The sequence below is a fragment of the Bacteroides sp. 3_1_23 genome (assembly GCF_000162555.1).
Taxonomy (GTDB): domain Bacteria; phylum Bacteroidota; class Bacteroidia; order Bacteroidales; family Bacteroidaceae; genus Bacteroides; species Bacteroides ovatus.
Genome location: NZ_GG774949.1, coordinates 2,030,385 through 2,044,647, shown reverse-complemented (window position 1 = coordinate 2,044,647; position 14,263 = coordinate 2,030,385). Strand labels below are relative to the sequence as shown.

Annotated in this window: 20 protein-coding genes; 15 read left to right on the top strand and 5 right to left on the bottom strand. The window is 41.3% G+C overall.

Annotated elements, in window-relative coordinates:
- Positions 1–6: 6 nt before the first annotated feature.
- The 10 genes from HMPREF9010_RS16155 (at position 7) to HMPREF9010_RS16195 (ending at position 7,855) form a co-directional block, all read left to right on the top strand.
- Positions 7–1,149, top strand: a complete 1,143-nt coding sequence (locus HMPREF9010_RS16155; protein WP_032852516.1) for a hypothetical protein — start codon at positions 7–9, stop codon at positions 1,147–1,149.
- On the top strand, positions 1,146–2,264 hold the full coding sequence (locus HMPREF9010_RS16160; protein ID WP_008648186.1) for a glycosyltransferase family 4 protein: 1,119 nt from the start codon (positions 1,146–1,148) through the stop codon (positions 2,262–2,264). Before HMPREF9010_RS16155 ends, HMPREF9010_RS16160 begins: the two co-directional genes overlap by 4 nt.
- Positions 2,257–2,865: a sugar transferase gene (locus tag HMPREF9010_RS16165; RefSeq protein ID WP_032852515.1), complete on the top strand. Its 609-nt coding sequence runs from the start codon at positions 2,257–2,259 to the stop codon at positions 2,863–2,865. The genes HMPREF9010_RS16160 and HMPREF9010_RS16165 overlap by 8 nt, the downstream gene beginning before the upstream one ends.
- Positions 2,866–3,194: 329 nt before the next feature.
- Positions 3,195–3,470, top strand: coding sequence for a hypothetical protein (locus HMPREF9010_RS26500; RefSeq protein WP_232284325.1), 276 nt, complete (start codon positions 3,195–3,197; stop codon positions 3,468–3,470).
- Positions 3,424–3,849 (top strand): hypothetical protein, encoded by a 426-nt coding sequence (locus HMPREF9010_RS16170; RefSeq protein WP_369746136.1) that lies wholly within the window; start codon positions 3,424–3,426, stop codon positions 3,847–3,849. Before HMPREF9010_RS26500 ends, HMPREF9010_RS16170 begins: the two co-directional genes overlap by 47 nt.
- A gap of 30 nt (positions 3,850–3,879) precedes the next feature.
- Positions 3,880–4,110 (top strand): acyl carrier protein, encoded by a 231-nt coding sequence (locus tag HMPREF9010_RS16175; protein WP_008648184.1) that lies wholly within the window; start codon positions 3,880–3,882, stop codon positions 4,108–4,110.
- A 14-nt stretch (positions 4,111–4,124) separates the two neighbouring features.
- On the top strand, positions 4,125–5,201 hold the full coding sequence (locus HMPREF9010_RS16180; protein ID WP_008648183.1) for a 3-oxoacyl-ACP synthase III family protein: 1,077 nt from the start codon (positions 4,125–4,127) through the stop codon (positions 5,199–5,201).
- Between the two features lie 6 nt (positions 5,202–5,207).
- Positions 5,208–5,969, top strand: coding sequence for an SDR family NAD(P)-dependent oxidoreductase (locus HMPREF9010_RS16185; protein WP_008648182.1), 762 nt, complete (start codon positions 5,208–5,210; stop codon positions 5,967–5,969).
- Positions 5,969–6,556, top strand: coding sequence for an MBL fold metallo-hydrolase (locus HMPREF9010_RS16190; protein WP_008648181.1), 588 nt, complete (start codon positions 5,969–5,971; stop codon positions 6,554–6,556). Before HMPREF9010_RS16185 ends, HMPREF9010_RS16190 begins: the two co-directional genes overlap by 1 nt.
- A gap of 33 nt (positions 6,557–6,589) precedes the next feature.
- Positions 6,590–7,855, top strand: a complete 1,266-nt coding sequence (locus tag HMPREF9010_RS16195) for a DegT/DnrJ/EryC1/StrS family aminotransferase (RefSeq protein ID WP_008648180.1) — start codon at positions 6,590–6,592, stop codon at positions 7,853–7,855.
- Between the two features lie 95 nt (positions 7,856–7,950).
- Here HMPREF9010_RS16195 and HMPREF9010_RS16200 read toward each other — a convergent pair whose 3' ends face one another.
- The 3 genes from HMPREF9010_RS16200 to HMPREF9010_RS16205 all read right to left on the bottom strand — a co-directional run bounded on the left by HMPREF9010_RS16200 (position 7,951) and on the right by HMPREF9010_RS16205 (position 9,140).
- Entirely contained in the window at positions 7,951–8,364 is a 414-nt protein-coding gene (locus tag HMPREF9010_RS16200) for an N-acetylmuramoyl-L-alanine amidase (protein WP_008648178.1), read from the bottom strand.
- A gap of 4 nt (positions 8,365–8,368) precedes the next feature.
- On the bottom strand, positions 8,369–8,476 hold the full coding sequence (locus HMPREF9010_RS26130; protein ID WP_004303578.1) for a smalltalk protein: 108 nt from the start codon (positions 8,474–8,476) through the stop codon (positions 8,369–8,371).
- 175 nt (positions 8,477–8,651) lie between these two features.
- Positions 8,652–9,140, bottom strand: a complete 489-nt coding sequence (locus HMPREF9010_RS16205) for a DNA-binding protein (RefSeq protein ID WP_008648176.1) — start codon at positions 9,138–9,140, stop codon at positions 8,652–8,654.
- A 219-nt stretch (positions 9,141–9,359) separates the two neighbouring features.
- Here HMPREF9010_RS16205 and HMPREF9010_RS16210 point away from each other — a divergent pair, with 219 nt between their 5' ends.
- Entirely contained in the window at positions 9,360–9,578 is a 219-nt protein-coding gene (locus HMPREF9010_RS16210; protein ID WP_004295574.1) for a DUF4248 domain-containing protein, read from the top strand.
- A 181-nt stretch (positions 9,579–9,759) separates the two neighbouring features.
- Here the strand turns inward: HMPREF9010_RS16210 and HMPREF9010_RS16215 are convergent, their stop codons facing one another.
- Both HMPREF9010_RS16215 and HMPREF9010_RS16220 read right to left on the bottom strand, forming a co-directional pair.
- Positions 9,760–11,601, bottom strand: coding sequence for a DUF3987 domain-containing protein (locus tag HMPREF9010_RS16215; protein ID WP_008648175.1), 1,842 nt, complete (start codon positions 11,599–11,601; stop codon positions 9,760–9,762).
- Between the two features lie 13 nt (positions 11,602–11,614).
- On the bottom strand, positions 11,615–12,244 hold the full coding sequence (locus HMPREF9010_RS16220) for a BT4734/BF3469 family protein (protein WP_032852513.1): 630 nt from the start codon (positions 12,242–12,244) through the stop codon (positions 11,615–11,617).
- Positions 12,245–12,411: 167 nt separating this feature from the next.
- On the opposite strand from HMPREF9010_RS16220, the gene HMPREF9010_RS26330 reads away from it, so the two are divergent.
- From HMPREF9010_RS26330 to HMPREF9010_RS16235, 4 genes are all read left to right on the top strand, one after another.
- A complete protein-coding gene (locus HMPREF9010_RS26330; RefSeq protein WP_008648173.1) occupies positions 12,412–12,564 on the top strand; it encodes a hypothetical protein in 153 nt (50 codons plus the stop codon).
- Positions 12,561–12,698 (top strand): hypothetical protein, encoded by a 138-nt coding sequence (locus HMPREF9010_RS26125; RefSeq protein WP_157453726.1) that lies wholly within the window; start codon positions 12,561–12,563, stop codon positions 12,696–12,698. The genes HMPREF9010_RS26330 and HMPREF9010_RS26125 overlap by 4 nt, the downstream gene beginning before the upstream one ends.
- A gap of 249 nt (positions 12,699–12,947) precedes the next feature.
- Positions 12,948–13,373 (top strand): SoxR reducing system RseC family protein, encoded by a 426-nt coding sequence (locus HMPREF9010_RS16230; RefSeq protein WP_008648171.1) that lies wholly within the window; start codon positions 12,948–12,950, stop codon positions 13,371–13,373.
- Between the two features lie 7 nt (positions 13,374–13,380).
- Positions 13,381–14,247: a Fe-S cluster domain-containing protein gene (locus tag HMPREF9010_RS16235; RefSeq protein WP_008648169.1), complete on the top strand. Its 867-nt coding sequence runs from the start codon at positions 13,381–13,383 to the stop codon at positions 14,245–14,247.
- Positions 14,248–14,263 lie beyond the last annotated feature (16 nt).

The window sequence follows — 14,263 nt, the reverse complement described above, 5'->3', positions numbered from 1 at the left end:
TCACATATGTATAGAAATACATGGAAATCATTACTGTCAGCACACGCTAGTAATGTGCCTGGCTGGCGAACAAAACGGAAAATTGTAGTGATCGAGTCGGATGATTGGGGTAGTATACGCATGTCTTCACTAGAGGCTTTTAATAATTTGTTGAAAGCAGGAATGAGAGAGAATCTCAATCATTATAATCTGTATGATTCATTGGAAAGTAATAAGGACTTAGAGTATTTGTTTGAAACTTTATCCAAATTCAAAGATAAAAAAGGGAAAGTTCCTGTGATGACAGGAGTGAATGTGGTAGCAAATCCTGTATTTAACAAAATAAAAGAAAGTGGTTATACAGAATATTTTTATGAACCTTATACGGAGACACTGAAACGATATCCTGCTCATGACAAAGTTTATGACTTGTGGAAAGAAGGAGTAGAAAAGCGTTTGTTTGTTCCTGTTTTTCATGGGCGTGAACATTTGAATGTGCAACGTTGGTTACGTGCATTAAGGAGCGGTCATTGTTCTACTTTACTTGCTTTTAAAAATGAGATTACTGGTATTTATAATGGTATCAATGGAGAGGTAATACCGGAGTTTCAAGCGGCGTTTGATTTAGATACAATGGATGATCTTCCTTATATGGAAAATGTTCTGAATACAGGATTAGATTTGTTTGAACAGTTATATGGTTATCGTTCAAAATATTTTGTTCCTACTAATGGTCCTTTCAATAATTCATTGGAAAAGGTTCTTTTTGACAATGGGGTGAAATATATTAATACTGGAAAGATTCAAATGGAACCTTTAGGCAATGGACAATTTAAAAAGAATATACGTTTCTTAGGACAAAAGAATGGGTTAGGTCAGGTTTATTTGACACGTAATTGTTTCTTTGAACCTTCTAGTATGGAAAGTCCATCCGGTACGGATTGGGTAGGTAACTGCTTGAAAGAAATGGAAATAGCTTTTTTGTGGCATAAACCTGCTACTATTAGTTCTCATCGTGTAAATTATATAGGTTTCTTGCACCCAGAGAACCGGGAAAATTCGTTAAGGAAGTTAGAGGAGTTGTTGGCAAAGATGTTGAAAAAATGGCCGGATATAGAGTTTATGACCTCCGAGGAATTAGGAGACTTAATATTTTCAGGACAGGCATGAAAAAAGTAGTTTTGATAAATCAAAGTACAGGGTATTTGATGATTGATATTGTCAATGCTTATGCAGATGAATATGATAAGGTTTCGTTGATTGCAGGAAGTGTCAAAGTGATGGAACGTCCACTGAAAGATATGGTAGTAGTGGATAAGATAATAGCTTACAATAGAAAATCTTCTATAAAAAGGCTTTTTACATGGTGTTGGGGTACTTTACAAGTCTTTTTTAAACTTTTATTTAATTACAAAGGATATGAGGTGGTGTATGTTACTAATCCGCCTATGTGTTATCTTCTTGCTTTGTTTTTTAAGAACTTTTTTTCTGTAATTGTATATGATATATATCCGGATGCTTTGCGAAATATAGGAATAAGAGAAGGGAATATGCTGTATAAATGTTGGGAAAGATGGAATCGAAGAATATTCTCTAAAGCATCTAAAGTGATTACATTGAGTGAAGGTATGGGAACGATTTTGGAAAAATACGTGGATAAAAAAAGGATTCGGGTAGTTCCGAATTGGGTTGCATCCGAACAGTTTCATCCCATAGAGAAAAATGTTAACCCGTTTGTGCAAAAGTATTCTTTAGGTGATAAGTTTATCGTTTTGTATTCTGGAAATATTGGATATACCCATAATGTGGAATACATGATAGAGGTGGCAAACTTCCTGAAAGAGGAGGTTGATATTCAGTTTTTGATAATTGGAGAAGGGAAGAAAAAAGAGACTTTGAAGAATATGGTGAAAGAATATGGATTGTCTTCGTGTCTTTTCTTGACATGGCAAGAGAGAGAAATGTTGCCTTACTCATTAGGGGCTGCTGATGTGGCGGTAGTGACCTTAAATGATGAGACAGCACAAGTTAGTGTTCCAAGTAAAACGTATAATTTATTGGCGGTAGGAGTTCCGTTATTATGTATTGCTTCAAAACATTCAGAATTAGCAGGGTTAATATCTTGTTATAACAATGGGGTTTGCTTTGATAAAAATGCAATTCATTCGATGGCTGATTATATTTTATCTTTGAAGAATAACTTAGAATATTATAAACAATTAAGTGATAATTCGTTGAATGCGGCGAAATATTTTACATTTCAAAATGCGAAAAAGTATGTATAAGAATTGTTTGAAACGTTGTATTGACTTCACAATTGTTTTTTGTATATTGTTGGTTATTTGGCCGATATTGCTGGTTATAACACTTTGGTTATATTTTGCCAATAAGGGAGCTGGTGCATTTTTTTTTCAGGAGCGTCCAGGAAAAGGAGGTAAAATTTTCAAGATTGTAAAGTTTAAGACGATGACTGATGAACGTGATCCCAATGGTAGATTACTGCCTGATGCACAGCGACTTACTAAGGTGGGTAAATTCGTTCGTTCTACAAGTATTGACGAGCTGCCGCAGTTATGGAATGTGTTGGTGGGTGATATGGCGTTGATAGGCCCTCGTCCTTTACTAGTTGAATATTTGGAGATCTATTCACCAGAGCAGGCGCGTCGTCACGAGGTGCGTCCCGGAATTTCTGGTTGGGCACAGTGCCATGGACGTAATGCTATAAGTTGGACTGAAAAGTTTAAACTTGATGTGTGGTATGTTGATCATTGTACATTGTTGACGGATATCAAAGTGATATTGATTACAATTCAGAAAGTTTTGGGTAGAAAGGATATATCGAACGGTGTTTCTGCCACAATGCCAAAATTTAATGGAAAGAATTAGTGTATAAAAGATTTTTTTTGTATTTCATTATTAAATGTCGTTCTTTTATAGAAGCTATAGCTGATAAGATATGTATTTGGAATGGACGACATAAAATACCTCCATGCATGTTCTTGTACAAGCTGTATCTTACAGCTATTCATAGAAAAGCTAAAATAAGTGGGGAAGGAATATCGCATTTTGACATTCCTTGGAATTTTTAATATTTTGAAGTTAGATGGTGCGATTATTGGATCAGGTTCAATTGTTACTCATGGTATATCGGCTAAGGCATTGGCTGTTGGGCGTCCAATGAAAGTTATTAGGACAAATGTTGAATGGAAATGACAATGAAAGATATAGCGATATTTGGAGCGGGTGGTTTCGGTAAAGAAGTAGCTTGCTTAGTGGGGGCTATTAATAGGGCAAGGGGGGATAATAACCAATGGAACTTTATCGGTTTTTTTGATGACAGTATAGAAGCTGGTACTTCAATTTCTCATTTTGGAAAGGTGCTGGGGGGGATCGAAACTGTAAATAGTTGGGATAAACCTCTTGATCTTGTAATTGCTATTGGCAGTGGGGCTATTCTTAAAAAAACTGTCAAATATCATCACCAATTCTAATATAAATTTTCCAAATCTTATTCACCCCTCTGTAGATATTCTTGATTTAGAGAGTTTTAAGATTGGAAAGGGAAACATTATACAGCGTAACTGTACAGGTTCGTGTGATGTTATATTGGGCGATTTCAATGTATTAAATTCATCTGTACAGTTGGGACATGACAATGTATTAGGGAGTTTTAATGTGCTTATGCCTGCAGTACGTATATCAGGTGCTGTAACTATAGGTGATGGAAACTTTTTTGGAGTAGGCAGCATTGTATTGCAGCAAATAAAGATTGGTAATAATGTGCGTCTAGGTGCCGGTAGTGTACTTATGACCAAACCTAAAGATGAACATTTATATATGGGTAATCCTGCAAGGAAAATTCAATTGTAAATTATTAAATTAATCATAAACTGAAAAAATATGGATACAAAGATTTTTATTGAGAAGTTCGCAGAGGCTCTTGAAATTGAAACTACTGATGTTTTGAGTACAGAAACAATTTTCCGTGAATTAGAGGAATGGGATTCACTGGCGTATCTGTCTGTGATTGCAATGATGGATGAAGAGTTTGAAATTCAGATTGAGAATGTGGAGTTCAAACAGTTGAAGACTTTGGGCGACATCATGAACTATATTACCAATAATAAGTAAAAAGTAGGCTGATTATGGCTTTTCTTAAATATAAAGGGGTGGGTGTTACCGCTTTGGCTGGTGCTGTTCCTCAACGGATTGTTAATAATTATAAATATACAGAGTTTTTTCCCGAGGATCAAGTGAGAGAGGTGGTAGACAAAGTTGGTATCTATGAACGTCGTTTTGCTGATGCAGAGACATGTTCATCAGATTTATGCTTTGCAGCAGCCGAGAAATTAATAGCTGATAATAATATTGACAGGAATGAGATTGATTTACTCATCTTTATTTCACAGACTCCTGATTACCGTATGCCTGCTACATCAGTACTGTTGCAGGATCGTTTGGAACTATCGAACTCTTGTATCGCTTTTGATGTTAATCTTGGTTGTTCGGCTTTTATGTATGGACTCAGTATTGCTTTCTCAATGGTGAAAAATGGTAGCTTGCGTAAAGCGCTGGTGCTTGATGGCGAAACACGTTCTAAAGTTTATTCACCAAAGGATCGCCGTTCCGCCTTTTTGTTTGGAGATGGCGGTGTTGCTGCGCTTGTAGAATGCGATGAGAAGTTTGGTGATAGTTGGTTCTCACTTAATTCTGATGGTTCACGTGGTGATCTCATTAAAATTAACGGTGGTGGCTACCGTATGCCTAGTTCAGCTGAAACAATTAAAGAAAAGGTTATTGATGAGTATGGTAATATTCGTTCTGATGAGCAAGGATATATGCAGGGAGGGGATGTTTTCAATTTCGTTATCCGTGAAATTCCCCGTGACATCAAAAAAGTGATAGAGTGGAGTGGGATGGACATCCAGTCACTGGATTACTATGTATTTCATCAGGCTAATAATTTTATCAACAGCTATTTGGCTAAGAAGTTGAAACTTAATATTGACAAAATCCCTTCAACTATCGGTAAGTATGGTAATACGTCTTCAGTAAGCTGTCCACTTACTATTGCTGACCAATTGAAGGGCAAAATGGGCGGTGAAAAATATCTTATGCTTAGTGCTTTTGGTGTGGGTATGACATGGACTACTGCCATTGTTCCTTTTGTTGATTTAAAGATTAGTGATATAGTAGAAGTTGCTCATGGTGAGCGTGTGTAGAGGGGCATGGATAATCCGTTTTCATTAGAAGGTAAAAATATAATAGTGACAGGTGCTAGTAGTGGCATTGGACGTAAATGTGCTATGGATTGTGCTGCTATGGGCGCGCGTGTTATTCTTATAGGACGCAATGAACAAAGATTGCAAGAAACTATGTTACAAATGGTTAACGATAATCATGTGTTGTTATCACTTGACCTCACAAATATAGAATTGATGGCTCAAAAGGTGAAAGAAGTAGTAAAAGAAGTAGGTTTCATAGCCGGTGTTATCAACTGTGCAGGTGTCAGCTCTATTACCCCTCTAAAACTTATTAAGGAAACTGATATGACAGCTATGATTCAATCCAATATTTATTCAGCTTTGTTTTTAACAAAGGAGATTTGTCGTATGGGGCACTATGATAAGGCTGGAACAAGTATCATTTTTTTGTCGAGTATCATGGGACTTGTAGGAGATAATGCAAAGACCATGTACAGCCTTACAAAAGGTGCTTTACAATCGGCCTGTCGTAGTTTAGCCATAGAGTTAGCACCTAAGAAAATACGTGTTAATTGCGTAGCTCCTGGCGCTATCATGACTCCTATTAATGCCAACCTTCCTCATATGGCTGATCCTGAAAAGCGTGCTGTACTTGAGGCTAAGCATCCGTTGGGGTTGGGTGAGACATCTGATATTAGCAATGCTTGTATTTATCTGCTAAGTGATGCTGCGCGTTGGGTTACAGGACAGACAATTGCCGTTGATGGCGGCTATACTGCATATTAATGACAATACACCGTATAGTGAACAGCGTGTTTCATTCATGCACATACATTGTGTATGAGGAATGGAGCAATGATGCCTTTATTGTGGATTGTGGCGATGTACAACCTATAAAGGAATATCTACAAAGGCATAACCTGAAATTAGCCGCTGTGTTACTTACTCATTCTCACTTTGACCATATTTATGGATTGCCTGAAATTGCTGTCACCTATCCCCATGCTGTTATTTGTACATCAGAGAATGGAGTAAAGGGGCTAAAGGAGCCGAAGTTGAATATTTCTCGTTATCATATAGAGGCTTCTGATATATCTTTTGAGTCTGAGATGATTCATACTTTGTACGATGGTGAGGTTAATTTTTTAGCAGGAATGAAGGTTGCTGCAATCTTAACTCCCGGCCATGATTGGAGCTGTATTTCTTATTTGTGTAATGGTTTCTTGTTCACAGGTGATAGCTATATTCCCGGCACTAAAGTGGTTACAAAATGGCCTAAGAGCAATAGACAGGAGGCACAGGATAGTTGGGAAAAACTTAAAAGTTATGAATTGAGTGGTGTAAAAATAATGGCCGGACATTACATTCTATGAATTTAATTAAAACCCAATAAAAATTGAAGTAAAATGAGTTACGTACCCGAAAAAACAATTTACCTCTGCCTTGCCCACATGAGCGAGGAAGGTGCTGAACAAAAATATGTAAAAGAGGCATTTGATACTAACTGGGTGGTACCTTTGGGACCAAATGTGAATGCGTTTGAAGATGAGCTTAAAAAATTCGTTGGAGGTACAAGTGAAATTGTTGCACTCTCTGCGGGCACAGCTGCTGTACATCTGGCATTAATTGCTTGTGGAGTAAAGCTAAGTGACGAGGTTATAGTCCAGTCATTTACATTTTGTGCTTCGTCACATCCGATCATTTATCTTGGCGCAAAACCTGTATTTGTGGGTTCGGAAAAGGAGACATGGAACATGGATCCTATTTTGCTCGAAGAAGCTATCAAAGATCGTATCACTAAGACAGGGAAAAAACCAAAAGCAATTGTACCTGTAGCGCTTTATGGTATGCCTTACGATTGTGAGAAGATAATGGAGATCGCTAATCGTTATGATATTCCGGTAGTGGAAGATGTTGCTGAAGGATTCGGTTCTAAGTTCGATGGTAAAGTGTTGGGTACATTTGGTAAGTTTGGTGTATTATCATTTAACGGTAATAAGATGATTACTACGTCAGGTGGTGGTGCTCTAATCTGCCAGAATGCTGCGGACAAAAATACCATTATGTGGTATGCAACTCAAGCTCGGGATGCTTATCCTTACTATCAGCATACTGCGATCGGTTATAATTACCGCATGAGTAATGTTTGCGCCGGTATAGGTCGTGGCCAAATGACTGTTGCTGATACACATATTGCTCATCATAAGCATGTGCAGGTACTTTATGAAGAACTGTTGGCAGATGTAGAGGGTGTTCATATTCACAAGCAACCTGCTGATTCCCGCTATGATTCTAATTTTTGGCTTTGTACTGCTAGCATCGACCCGGAAGTGAAGGTGGTAGGGCAGGAGAATGCCTATAAGGAAGTTGTCAAGACTGCTGTGGGGGGGGCTGCCGGTGTGATTAAAGCCGTAGATAGTGCTACTACTGATTGTCAGCCGAATGAGAATGTGGAAGCATTACGTATATTCATGCTATCTAAGAGGATAGAATGCAGGCCTGTTTGGAAGCCGATGCATAAGCAGCCAGTTTATGCGGATGCTCCTTTCTATACTAACGGGGTGGAAGAGGATATTTTCAAGGTAGGGTTCTGTCTACCTGCGGGTCCTTATGTGACGGATGATGATGTGCGTTATATTGTGGAATCAATCAAAGAAGCGATTGTAAGGTAATGTATAATTGATTGGGATTAACAGTTTAAACAATAAAATAGATAAAAACGAATGGCTGATAATGAAACCTCTGTCAGCCATTCGTTTTTATCAGCTTATATTAGCAAATACTCTTTTGTACAGCTAAAACACGGACACCCCTTCATCGGATTCAAATCACGATGCCCCACAATCAGTGCTTTCGGAAACTGCCTTTTCAACTCCCTCAACAAAGCAAGCAAAGCTCCTTTTTGTTCCAGTGTACGCGTATCTTTCGGTTTTCCGTTCGCATCCAGTCCTCCCTCATAACAAACACCAACCGAATGGGTGTTATGATTACGGCAGTGTGCTCCAATCTTTTCTAGAGCACGTCCCCGGTGGATCTCCCCATCACGAGTAATGTAAAAATGATAGCCAATATCACGGAAACCACGGTGCAAGATATGATCCTGTCGGCAAGCCTCCGCCGAAAGGGACTTTCCTTCCGGCGTGGCACTGCAATGAATGATAATTAATGTAATAGTCCGCATGGGGTTACATGCAACTTTGTATTCCGAACACACCTCCGATGGCGGTGGCTACAGTGATAACGATTTTGAGAACTAAGCTCCATACAGAGCGGGGAGATGATGATTTACTCATACAATAACAGGTTTTAAATAAATTAATAATAGTTTTCTTTTACCACAGATTTACTGTAGGTTTGCCATAGGTTTACCACAGATTTACACAGACTCACACAGATAAATAATCGACTACTTTACAACTACCAATTCAATATAATCTGTGGAAATCTGTGTAGTCTGTGGTGAATCTTTTAGGCAGCCGGGTCAGGCGCTTCACCACCTCCATCCGGTTTCGGATCAGGGTTGTCACCCGAATCAGAACCTCCTCCGGCAGTTGTCGGTTTCTGATATTCCGCCTGCTGTTTCAACTGACTGTCGAGTTTCAGATTATTGGTCGACAGATTACCGGTGGCACGGGCTTTCAGACGCATGCCGCTAATATTCTTTTCCAACGAGAACTCTTCCAGCGTATCGGCTGCCCTACTGCGAATACCCACACCAAAAATGGCAAGATCATCAATTTTCACACACTTGCCGTCTAGCAACAATTCCTTGATGCAATCTACCATATCCGAAAGCACACCTTTGATGACACCACCGGAATACGGTGAATTGTGCTTCGACATGTGTTCGGCAAGCTTTGCCAAATCAAACGTCTCGTCGCTTACTGCACGGGCGAACCACTTACCCGCATTCAAGCCTTTCTTCTGCTGGTTCTGATAAATTTTGTAACGAATCATAAAACAATAAATTAAAGGGTTAAACATATTGTCCGGGGATTCTTTTCCCTTTCGACGATACAAAAATACTACTCCGGATCTCCCGGAAATCAGCTGTGCACGGTTGTGTCTGGTAGCGGTCGGTTATTTGTCATTATAGTCGGTTATTCAATGGAAAAACGTTGGTTATATAGTCGTTTTTTGTTATTTTTGTAACAGTAAATCAGAAATATATCCATCATGAGTGAATTTAAAATACGTGCTTACGGGCGCATGGAACTGGCGCAACTCTATTCTCCGCAACTAACTGACATCGCTGCCTATCGAAAAATGAAGAAATGGATCTCTTTGTGCCCCGGACTTCTGCAACGCCTGTACGACTTAGGCTACGAATCAAAGCGACGCTCATTCACACCGTTGGAGGTGAGAGTTATTGTGGATGCTTTAGGAGAGCCTTAAATAAAGCGTCGCTTTATGGTGTATAAAGCACCGCTTTACGATGTCTAAAGCTTAGCTTTACACCTCCTAAAGCGATGCTTTATGCAGGACAAACGATTGTTTCAGTCAAAACGGATGTGGTAATTGAAATGACTACTGCATCCGTAAATAAAACGGGTACAGTAGGTACACTTTTTCCGGTTCACTCATACACACACGCACGCGCATACAACCCTTTACCGTCCATACTGATTAATTTTCCGTGTTTGGTGAGCCGTTTCAGCCAAGTGAGGGCTGTGTTTTCTTTAATTCCCATGGCAACTGCTTCTTCCAGTAACTGGGTACGAGTAAATTCATCACCCAGTTTCTGGAAAAGATAATCACGATCGGCATTAGGACGATGGCTGACTTCTGTACTGGGGAGGAACGATAGAATATGCGTGGCATGGCAGTAGAGAGGTGCCGCAAGACTAAGCACAGCATGAAAGTCTTCCAGTGAAATGGATACATCCCAACGAGTGATGATGTCATCTTTGCGGTTGTCCGCAGGAATCTCCTTGTCCGGTGTGAAAGGAGAGTTGGGGGAGGTCTTGAAGTCGTAGGGTTGCGGGCTTTCGAGGGCACGCAATACAGCTACTTCCGACATGATTCTGCATAGATTGACGGCCAGACGTGCCACAAAACTATACATTTCCCTTCCATTAGCTACACTGGAGCGTTCAAACAAGTCGGAAAAGACGGTGTCGATTTCTTCTTTTTGTTCATCCGTGAGTTGCAGGGTATGAATGCCGTGCGTTTTTATCACGCTCAACTTTTCTTTCCATTCCAGTCCCATAGCGGTGAATATCTCCTCCCAATCTATCTCGTTGTCCATAAATTGGCTGATCCATTTACTGATTCCGCACATGTAATAATATAATTGGCGGGAGTATGATCCGTCTTCTGCCGTCGGAATGAAAGTTTGCACCTGCGACGGCGTACCCGAAATCAGAACGGAAAGATAGCTTTTCTTCACTTCCCGGTATTCCTGGTCGGTGCGGCGGTTGTAGGACAAGCGGTCGTGGTCGAACGCTTTGCGTAGGGTGTCGCTCCAATGACCGTGGTCCGATCCGATGGCGGTGGAAAGAGTGTCCGCTTCCGCTTCGCAGATAAGTCCGGTTCCGTCGGAGTCCATGATGTTTTGTAGGATACCCGTACCGGTGTTGTTGCCCGAAATGAGGAACATCCTGTTGGGGGGCATTTGTGGAGCCTCCTTTTTGGTTCGTTCTTTTCCCATTGCATCGTACTCGGCTTTCTCTTTTTTGTATGCTTTCATCTGTATGGCCACTTCTTTGCGGATCTCGTCGTGGATAGGTTCTACGAGTAAGCGGATGTAAGAAAGAATACCTTTGCCGGAAGCCGAAGGAGCCACTACGAAACATTGGAGGCTGGGGTGATGGTATTTGCCGCCATATAGGCATCGCACGTGGCGCGACATACAAGCACCCAGGGCAGTGAGCGCTCCCAATAACATGATGTCGTGTTGTATTGGGCTGCTCCCGGCTTTTATGATACGTTGCAAAAATTCCGGCCAGTTGTTTTCCGGAAAAGTGGGCAATTGATGTTGCGGTTCACTGCCCGGTAATAGTTCTTCTTCCCCTTCTCTATCATCGGAGATATTGTCATTTCCCACCTTGTTATGCGCGCCCGTGTGTGGGGGAAATTTGCGTGCTGTACCTGCTGTACCTTTTGTACCTGTGGGATGTTTGGGCATTTCTTCTATGCAGATGCTTACTCCCGTCGCTTCGGCCAGATGGAAAGCGGTGCCCAGGTGCACTTCTCCACGTTGGGTGTGGAGTGCGTTGGAGAATACCCGTTCGGCATGTTCGCGCTGATATTTGGGAGACACCCGGCACAGGCGATGAAAAAAGTCACGTCCTGCTTCGCCGCAATCCGTTGCAATGGCGAATGACAATTGTACGTATTCAAGATAAGTGGGAGCAATGTCCGCTCCTGCCGTTTCGACTGCTTCGGTGAGACGGCGTAAAGATTCAATATCAGTCATTTGGATTTATGATTTATTCGTTGGTGGTTCTGAACAATGCTTCCGGGTCGTAACTAAGGAAACAGGATCTCACGAGGTCTTTGCCGGAGAAATCGACTTTGGATTTTGTTTTGGAAGAAACTGCTGTTACCGTATTGTATGCCGTCTCTACGTACCGCATCGCCCAACTCATGTTGTCTGTGATATTTTGGACATCATTTGTCGTGGAGGAATAAGGGCAAGGAACAAATGCCTTTACACCCAGTCCGCTGGGGCTGATAAAGGTGAGTACAGGTTGTAGGAGAGGATCGTCATAGAGCATACGTCGCATTTCCATTGCTTCCTGATAGGAGCAGAGCCCGTCCACATCTACTATCACCAGGTGAGACGGGGAGACGAAATCCTTACCGCTACGGCGGGTGAATATGCCGCAGGGGGTCACATACGGTAGTAATGATGCTTTGGCGGCTCGTATATCTTCGGAGTTGCGTACTTGTTCGGTCAGGGCTTTGAGGTTCTCGTTGCAAGTAATCATTTGGAAAACTTGTTCGATGGAGACTTCGCAGAAGGGGATAAGTGTGGGAGGAGTCATCAGTCGGCCTTGTTTGTCTTTGATAGGAGCGATAGGTGGCATAAAATAGGACATTCTGTAATTGTTGGACATAATTTTTTGTTGTAATGAATTAAAAACTTTACTTTTGTGGAAAATACATAAATATGTTTCAAAACACGGCGTAAAATTAGTAAATGCAAAATAGACATCGTCCCGACATGTTGGGATGAAAGTGGAGATTATTAATCAATATAGTTTAATTTTAACAATAAAAAGGAATGGAAAACGAAGTCGGTTGTTACCTGATTTTAGGAGCATACACTGAAAAGTTGCGAAAGCGTGCGAATTTGAAAAATGGAGAAATATGTAAGAAAGTACACATCGGCCACTCTACTTTTAATGATTTAAAAAAGGGGCAAAACGCCCATTGAGTGATTACGTAAAAGTGGTGGAGTGCTGTCTGGATGCCTTCAATGAAGAGGAAGCCGGAGTTATCTGGGATGAATGGAGGAGAATGTATTTTCAGTACAGGAGAAGAAAAGAGGAGGAGAGAGGAGAACGGTGAAAAAACAGATAAAGTAAAAGTGGCAGGCGGGAAAAAGTTTCCCGCCTGCGGTCTTTATGAATGGATTTTTTGTTTAGGATGTCTATTTGCTATTCTTGAAAAATATCAAATGGTAGGCATATCTTTTCCGTGTGCGATAACGAAAACGCAAGAAATAACAGTTTATTAGGTAGAAAAAGTTGGGGGAATGCTTCGTAGTTCACAAATAATGATTAAATTTGCCGCGATTTGTAATGCGGAGTTTGCAAAATGACGAATAATACTATAAAGCATCTAGGTATTGTGGAAAACATACAAGGTTCTCATCTGTCGGTGAGGATTGTCCAGACATCGGCTTGTGCAGCTTGTAGCGCAAAGGGGCATTGTTCCTCGGCGGATAGTAAGGACAAAATCATAGATATCATAGATACGGCGGCTTCTTCCTATCAGGTGGGAGAGAAAGTGATGGTGGTCGGCGAAACGTCGATGGGCATGATGGCGGTATTGTTGGCGTTTGTACTTCCTTTCCTACTTCTTATATTTTCATTGTTTCTTTTGATGACTCTGTTGGAGAATGAACTGTATGCAGCTCTTCTTTCTCTGGCTATCCTTATACCTTATTATTTTATTTTATGGCTTAACAAAACGCGACTCAAACAACAATTTTCATTTACTATAAAACCAATAAATAACTAAGAACATTATGAATTTGATTCTGATTGCAGTGATTTCATTGGGAGCTATAGCGCTCGTGCTAGCCGCTATTCTTTATGTGGCTTCCAAGAAATTTGCCGTGTATGAAGACCCGCGGATTGCCCAGGTGGGAGAAGTGCTTCCCCAGGCTAATTGTGGTGGATGTGGCTACCCTGGTTGTAGCGGATTTGCCGACGCTTGCGTCAAAGCCGGTTCGCTGGATGGTAAGTTCTGCCCTGTAGGCGGACAGCCCGTCATGGCACAGATTGCTGATATCCTCGGACTGGCAGCCGGAGAAGCTGAACCGATGGTAGCAGTGGTGAGATGTAACGGAACGTGTGCTAATCGTCCGCGTATCAATCAATACGACGGTGCGAAGAGTTGTGCTATCGCCGCTTCGCTGTATGGCGGGGAAACGGGTTGTAGTTATGGCTGTCTGGGTTGTGGCGACTGTGTGGCTGCCTGTCAGTTCGATGCCATCCACATGAATCCTGAAACAGGACTTCCGGAAGTGGATGAAGCAAAATGTACCGCTTGCGGTGCCTGTGTGAAGGCTTGTCCGAAGGCGATCATCGAAATCCGTCCGCAAGGAAAGAAATCACGCCGTGTGTATATCTCTTGTGTGAATAAAGACAAGGGAGCTGTGGCACGCAAGGCTTGTACGGTGAGCTGTATCGGCTGTGGCAAATGCGTGAAGACTTGTCCGTTCGAAGCTATCACGCTGGAAAATAACTTGGCTTACATCGATCCGCACAAGTGCAAATCTTGCCGCAAATGTGTGGAAGTTTGTCCGCAGAATACCATTATCGAGTTGAATTTCCCTCCGCGGAAACCCAAAGTGGAAGAAGTGGCGGAAGCTCCGAAAGTAACAGAATAATAACAGAATAAATACA

What these genes read in the sequence shown, in the direction of transcription:
- HMPREF9010_RS16155 (WP_032852516.1), top strand. Translation starts at nt 7, where the DNA reads ATGTATAGAAATACATGGAAATCATTACTGTCAGCACACGCTAGTAAT.
- HMPREF9010_RS16160 (WP_008648186.1), top strand. Translation starts at nt 1,146, where the DNA reads ATGAAAAAAGTAGTTTTGATAAATCAAAGTACAGGGTATTTGATGATT.
- HMPREF9010_RS16165 (WP_032852515.1), top strand. Translation starts at nt 2,257, where the DNA reads ATGTATAAGAATTGTTTGAAACGTTGTATTGACTTCACAATTGTTTTT.
- HMPREF9010_RS26500 (WP_232284325.1), top strand. Translation starts at nt 3,195, where the DNA reads ATGAAAGATATAGCGATATTTGGAGCGGGTGGTTTCGGTAAAGAAGTA.
- HMPREF9010_RS16175 (WP_008648184.1), top strand. Translation starts at nt 3,880, where the DNA reads ATGGATACAAAGATTTTTATTGAGAAGTTCGCAGAGGCTCTTGAAATT.
- HMPREF9010_RS16180 (WP_008648183.1), top strand. Translation starts at nt 4,125, where the DNA reads ATGGCTTTTCTTAAATATAAAGGGGTGGGTGTTACCGCTTTGGCTGGT.
- HMPREF9010_RS16185 (WP_008648182.1), top strand. Translation starts at nt 5,208, where the DNA reads ATGGATAATCCGTTTTCATTAGAAGGTAAAAATATAATAGTGACAGGT.
- HMPREF9010_RS16190 (WP_008648181.1), top strand. Translation starts at nt 5,969, where the DNA reads ATGACAATACACCGTATAGTGAACAGCGTGTTTCATTCATGCACATAC.
- HMPREF9010_RS16195 (WP_008648180.1), top strand. Translation starts at nt 6,590, where the DNA reads ATGAGTTACGTACCCGAAAAAACAATTTACCTCTGCCTTGCCCACATG.
- HMPREF9010_RS16200 (WP_008648178.1), bottom strand. Translation starts at nt 8,364, where the DNA reads ATGCGGACTATTACATTAATTATCATTCATTGCAGTGCCACGCCGGAA.
- HMPREF9010_RS26130 (WP_004303578.1), bottom strand. Translation starts at nt 8,476, where the DNA reads ATGAGTAAATCATCATCTCCCCGCTCTGTATGGAGCTTAGTTCTCAAA.
- HMPREF9010_RS16205 (WP_008648176.1), bottom strand. Translation starts at nt 9,140, where the DNA reads ATGATTCGTTACAAAATTTATCAGAACCAGCAGAAGAAAGGCTTGAAT.
- HMPREF9010_RS16210 (WP_004295574.1), top strand. Translation starts at nt 9,360, where the DNA reads ATGAGTGAATTTAAAATACGTGCTTACGGGCGCATGGAACTGGCGCAA.
- HMPREF9010_RS16215 (WP_008648175.1), bottom strand. Translation starts at nt 11,601, where the DNA reads ATGACTGATATTGAATCTTTACGCCGTCTCACCGAAGCAGTCGAAACG.
- HMPREF9010_RS16220 (WP_032852513.1), bottom strand. Translation starts at nt 12,244, where the DNA reads ATGTCCAACAATTACAGAATGTCCTATTTTATGCCACCTATCGCTCCT.
- HMPREF9010_RS26330 (WP_008648173.1), top strand. Translation starts at nt 12,412, where the DNA reads ATGGAAAACGAAGTCGGTTGTTACCTGATTTTAGGAGCATACACTGAA.
- HMPREF9010_RS16230 (WP_008648171.1), top strand. Translation starts at nt 12,948, where the DNA reads ATGACGAATAATACTATAAAGCATCTAGGTATTGTGGAAAACATACAA.
- HMPREF9010_RS16235 (WP_008648169.1), top strand. Translation starts at nt 13,381, where the DNA reads ATGAATTTGATTCTGATTGCAGTGATTTCATTGGGAGCTATAGCGCTC.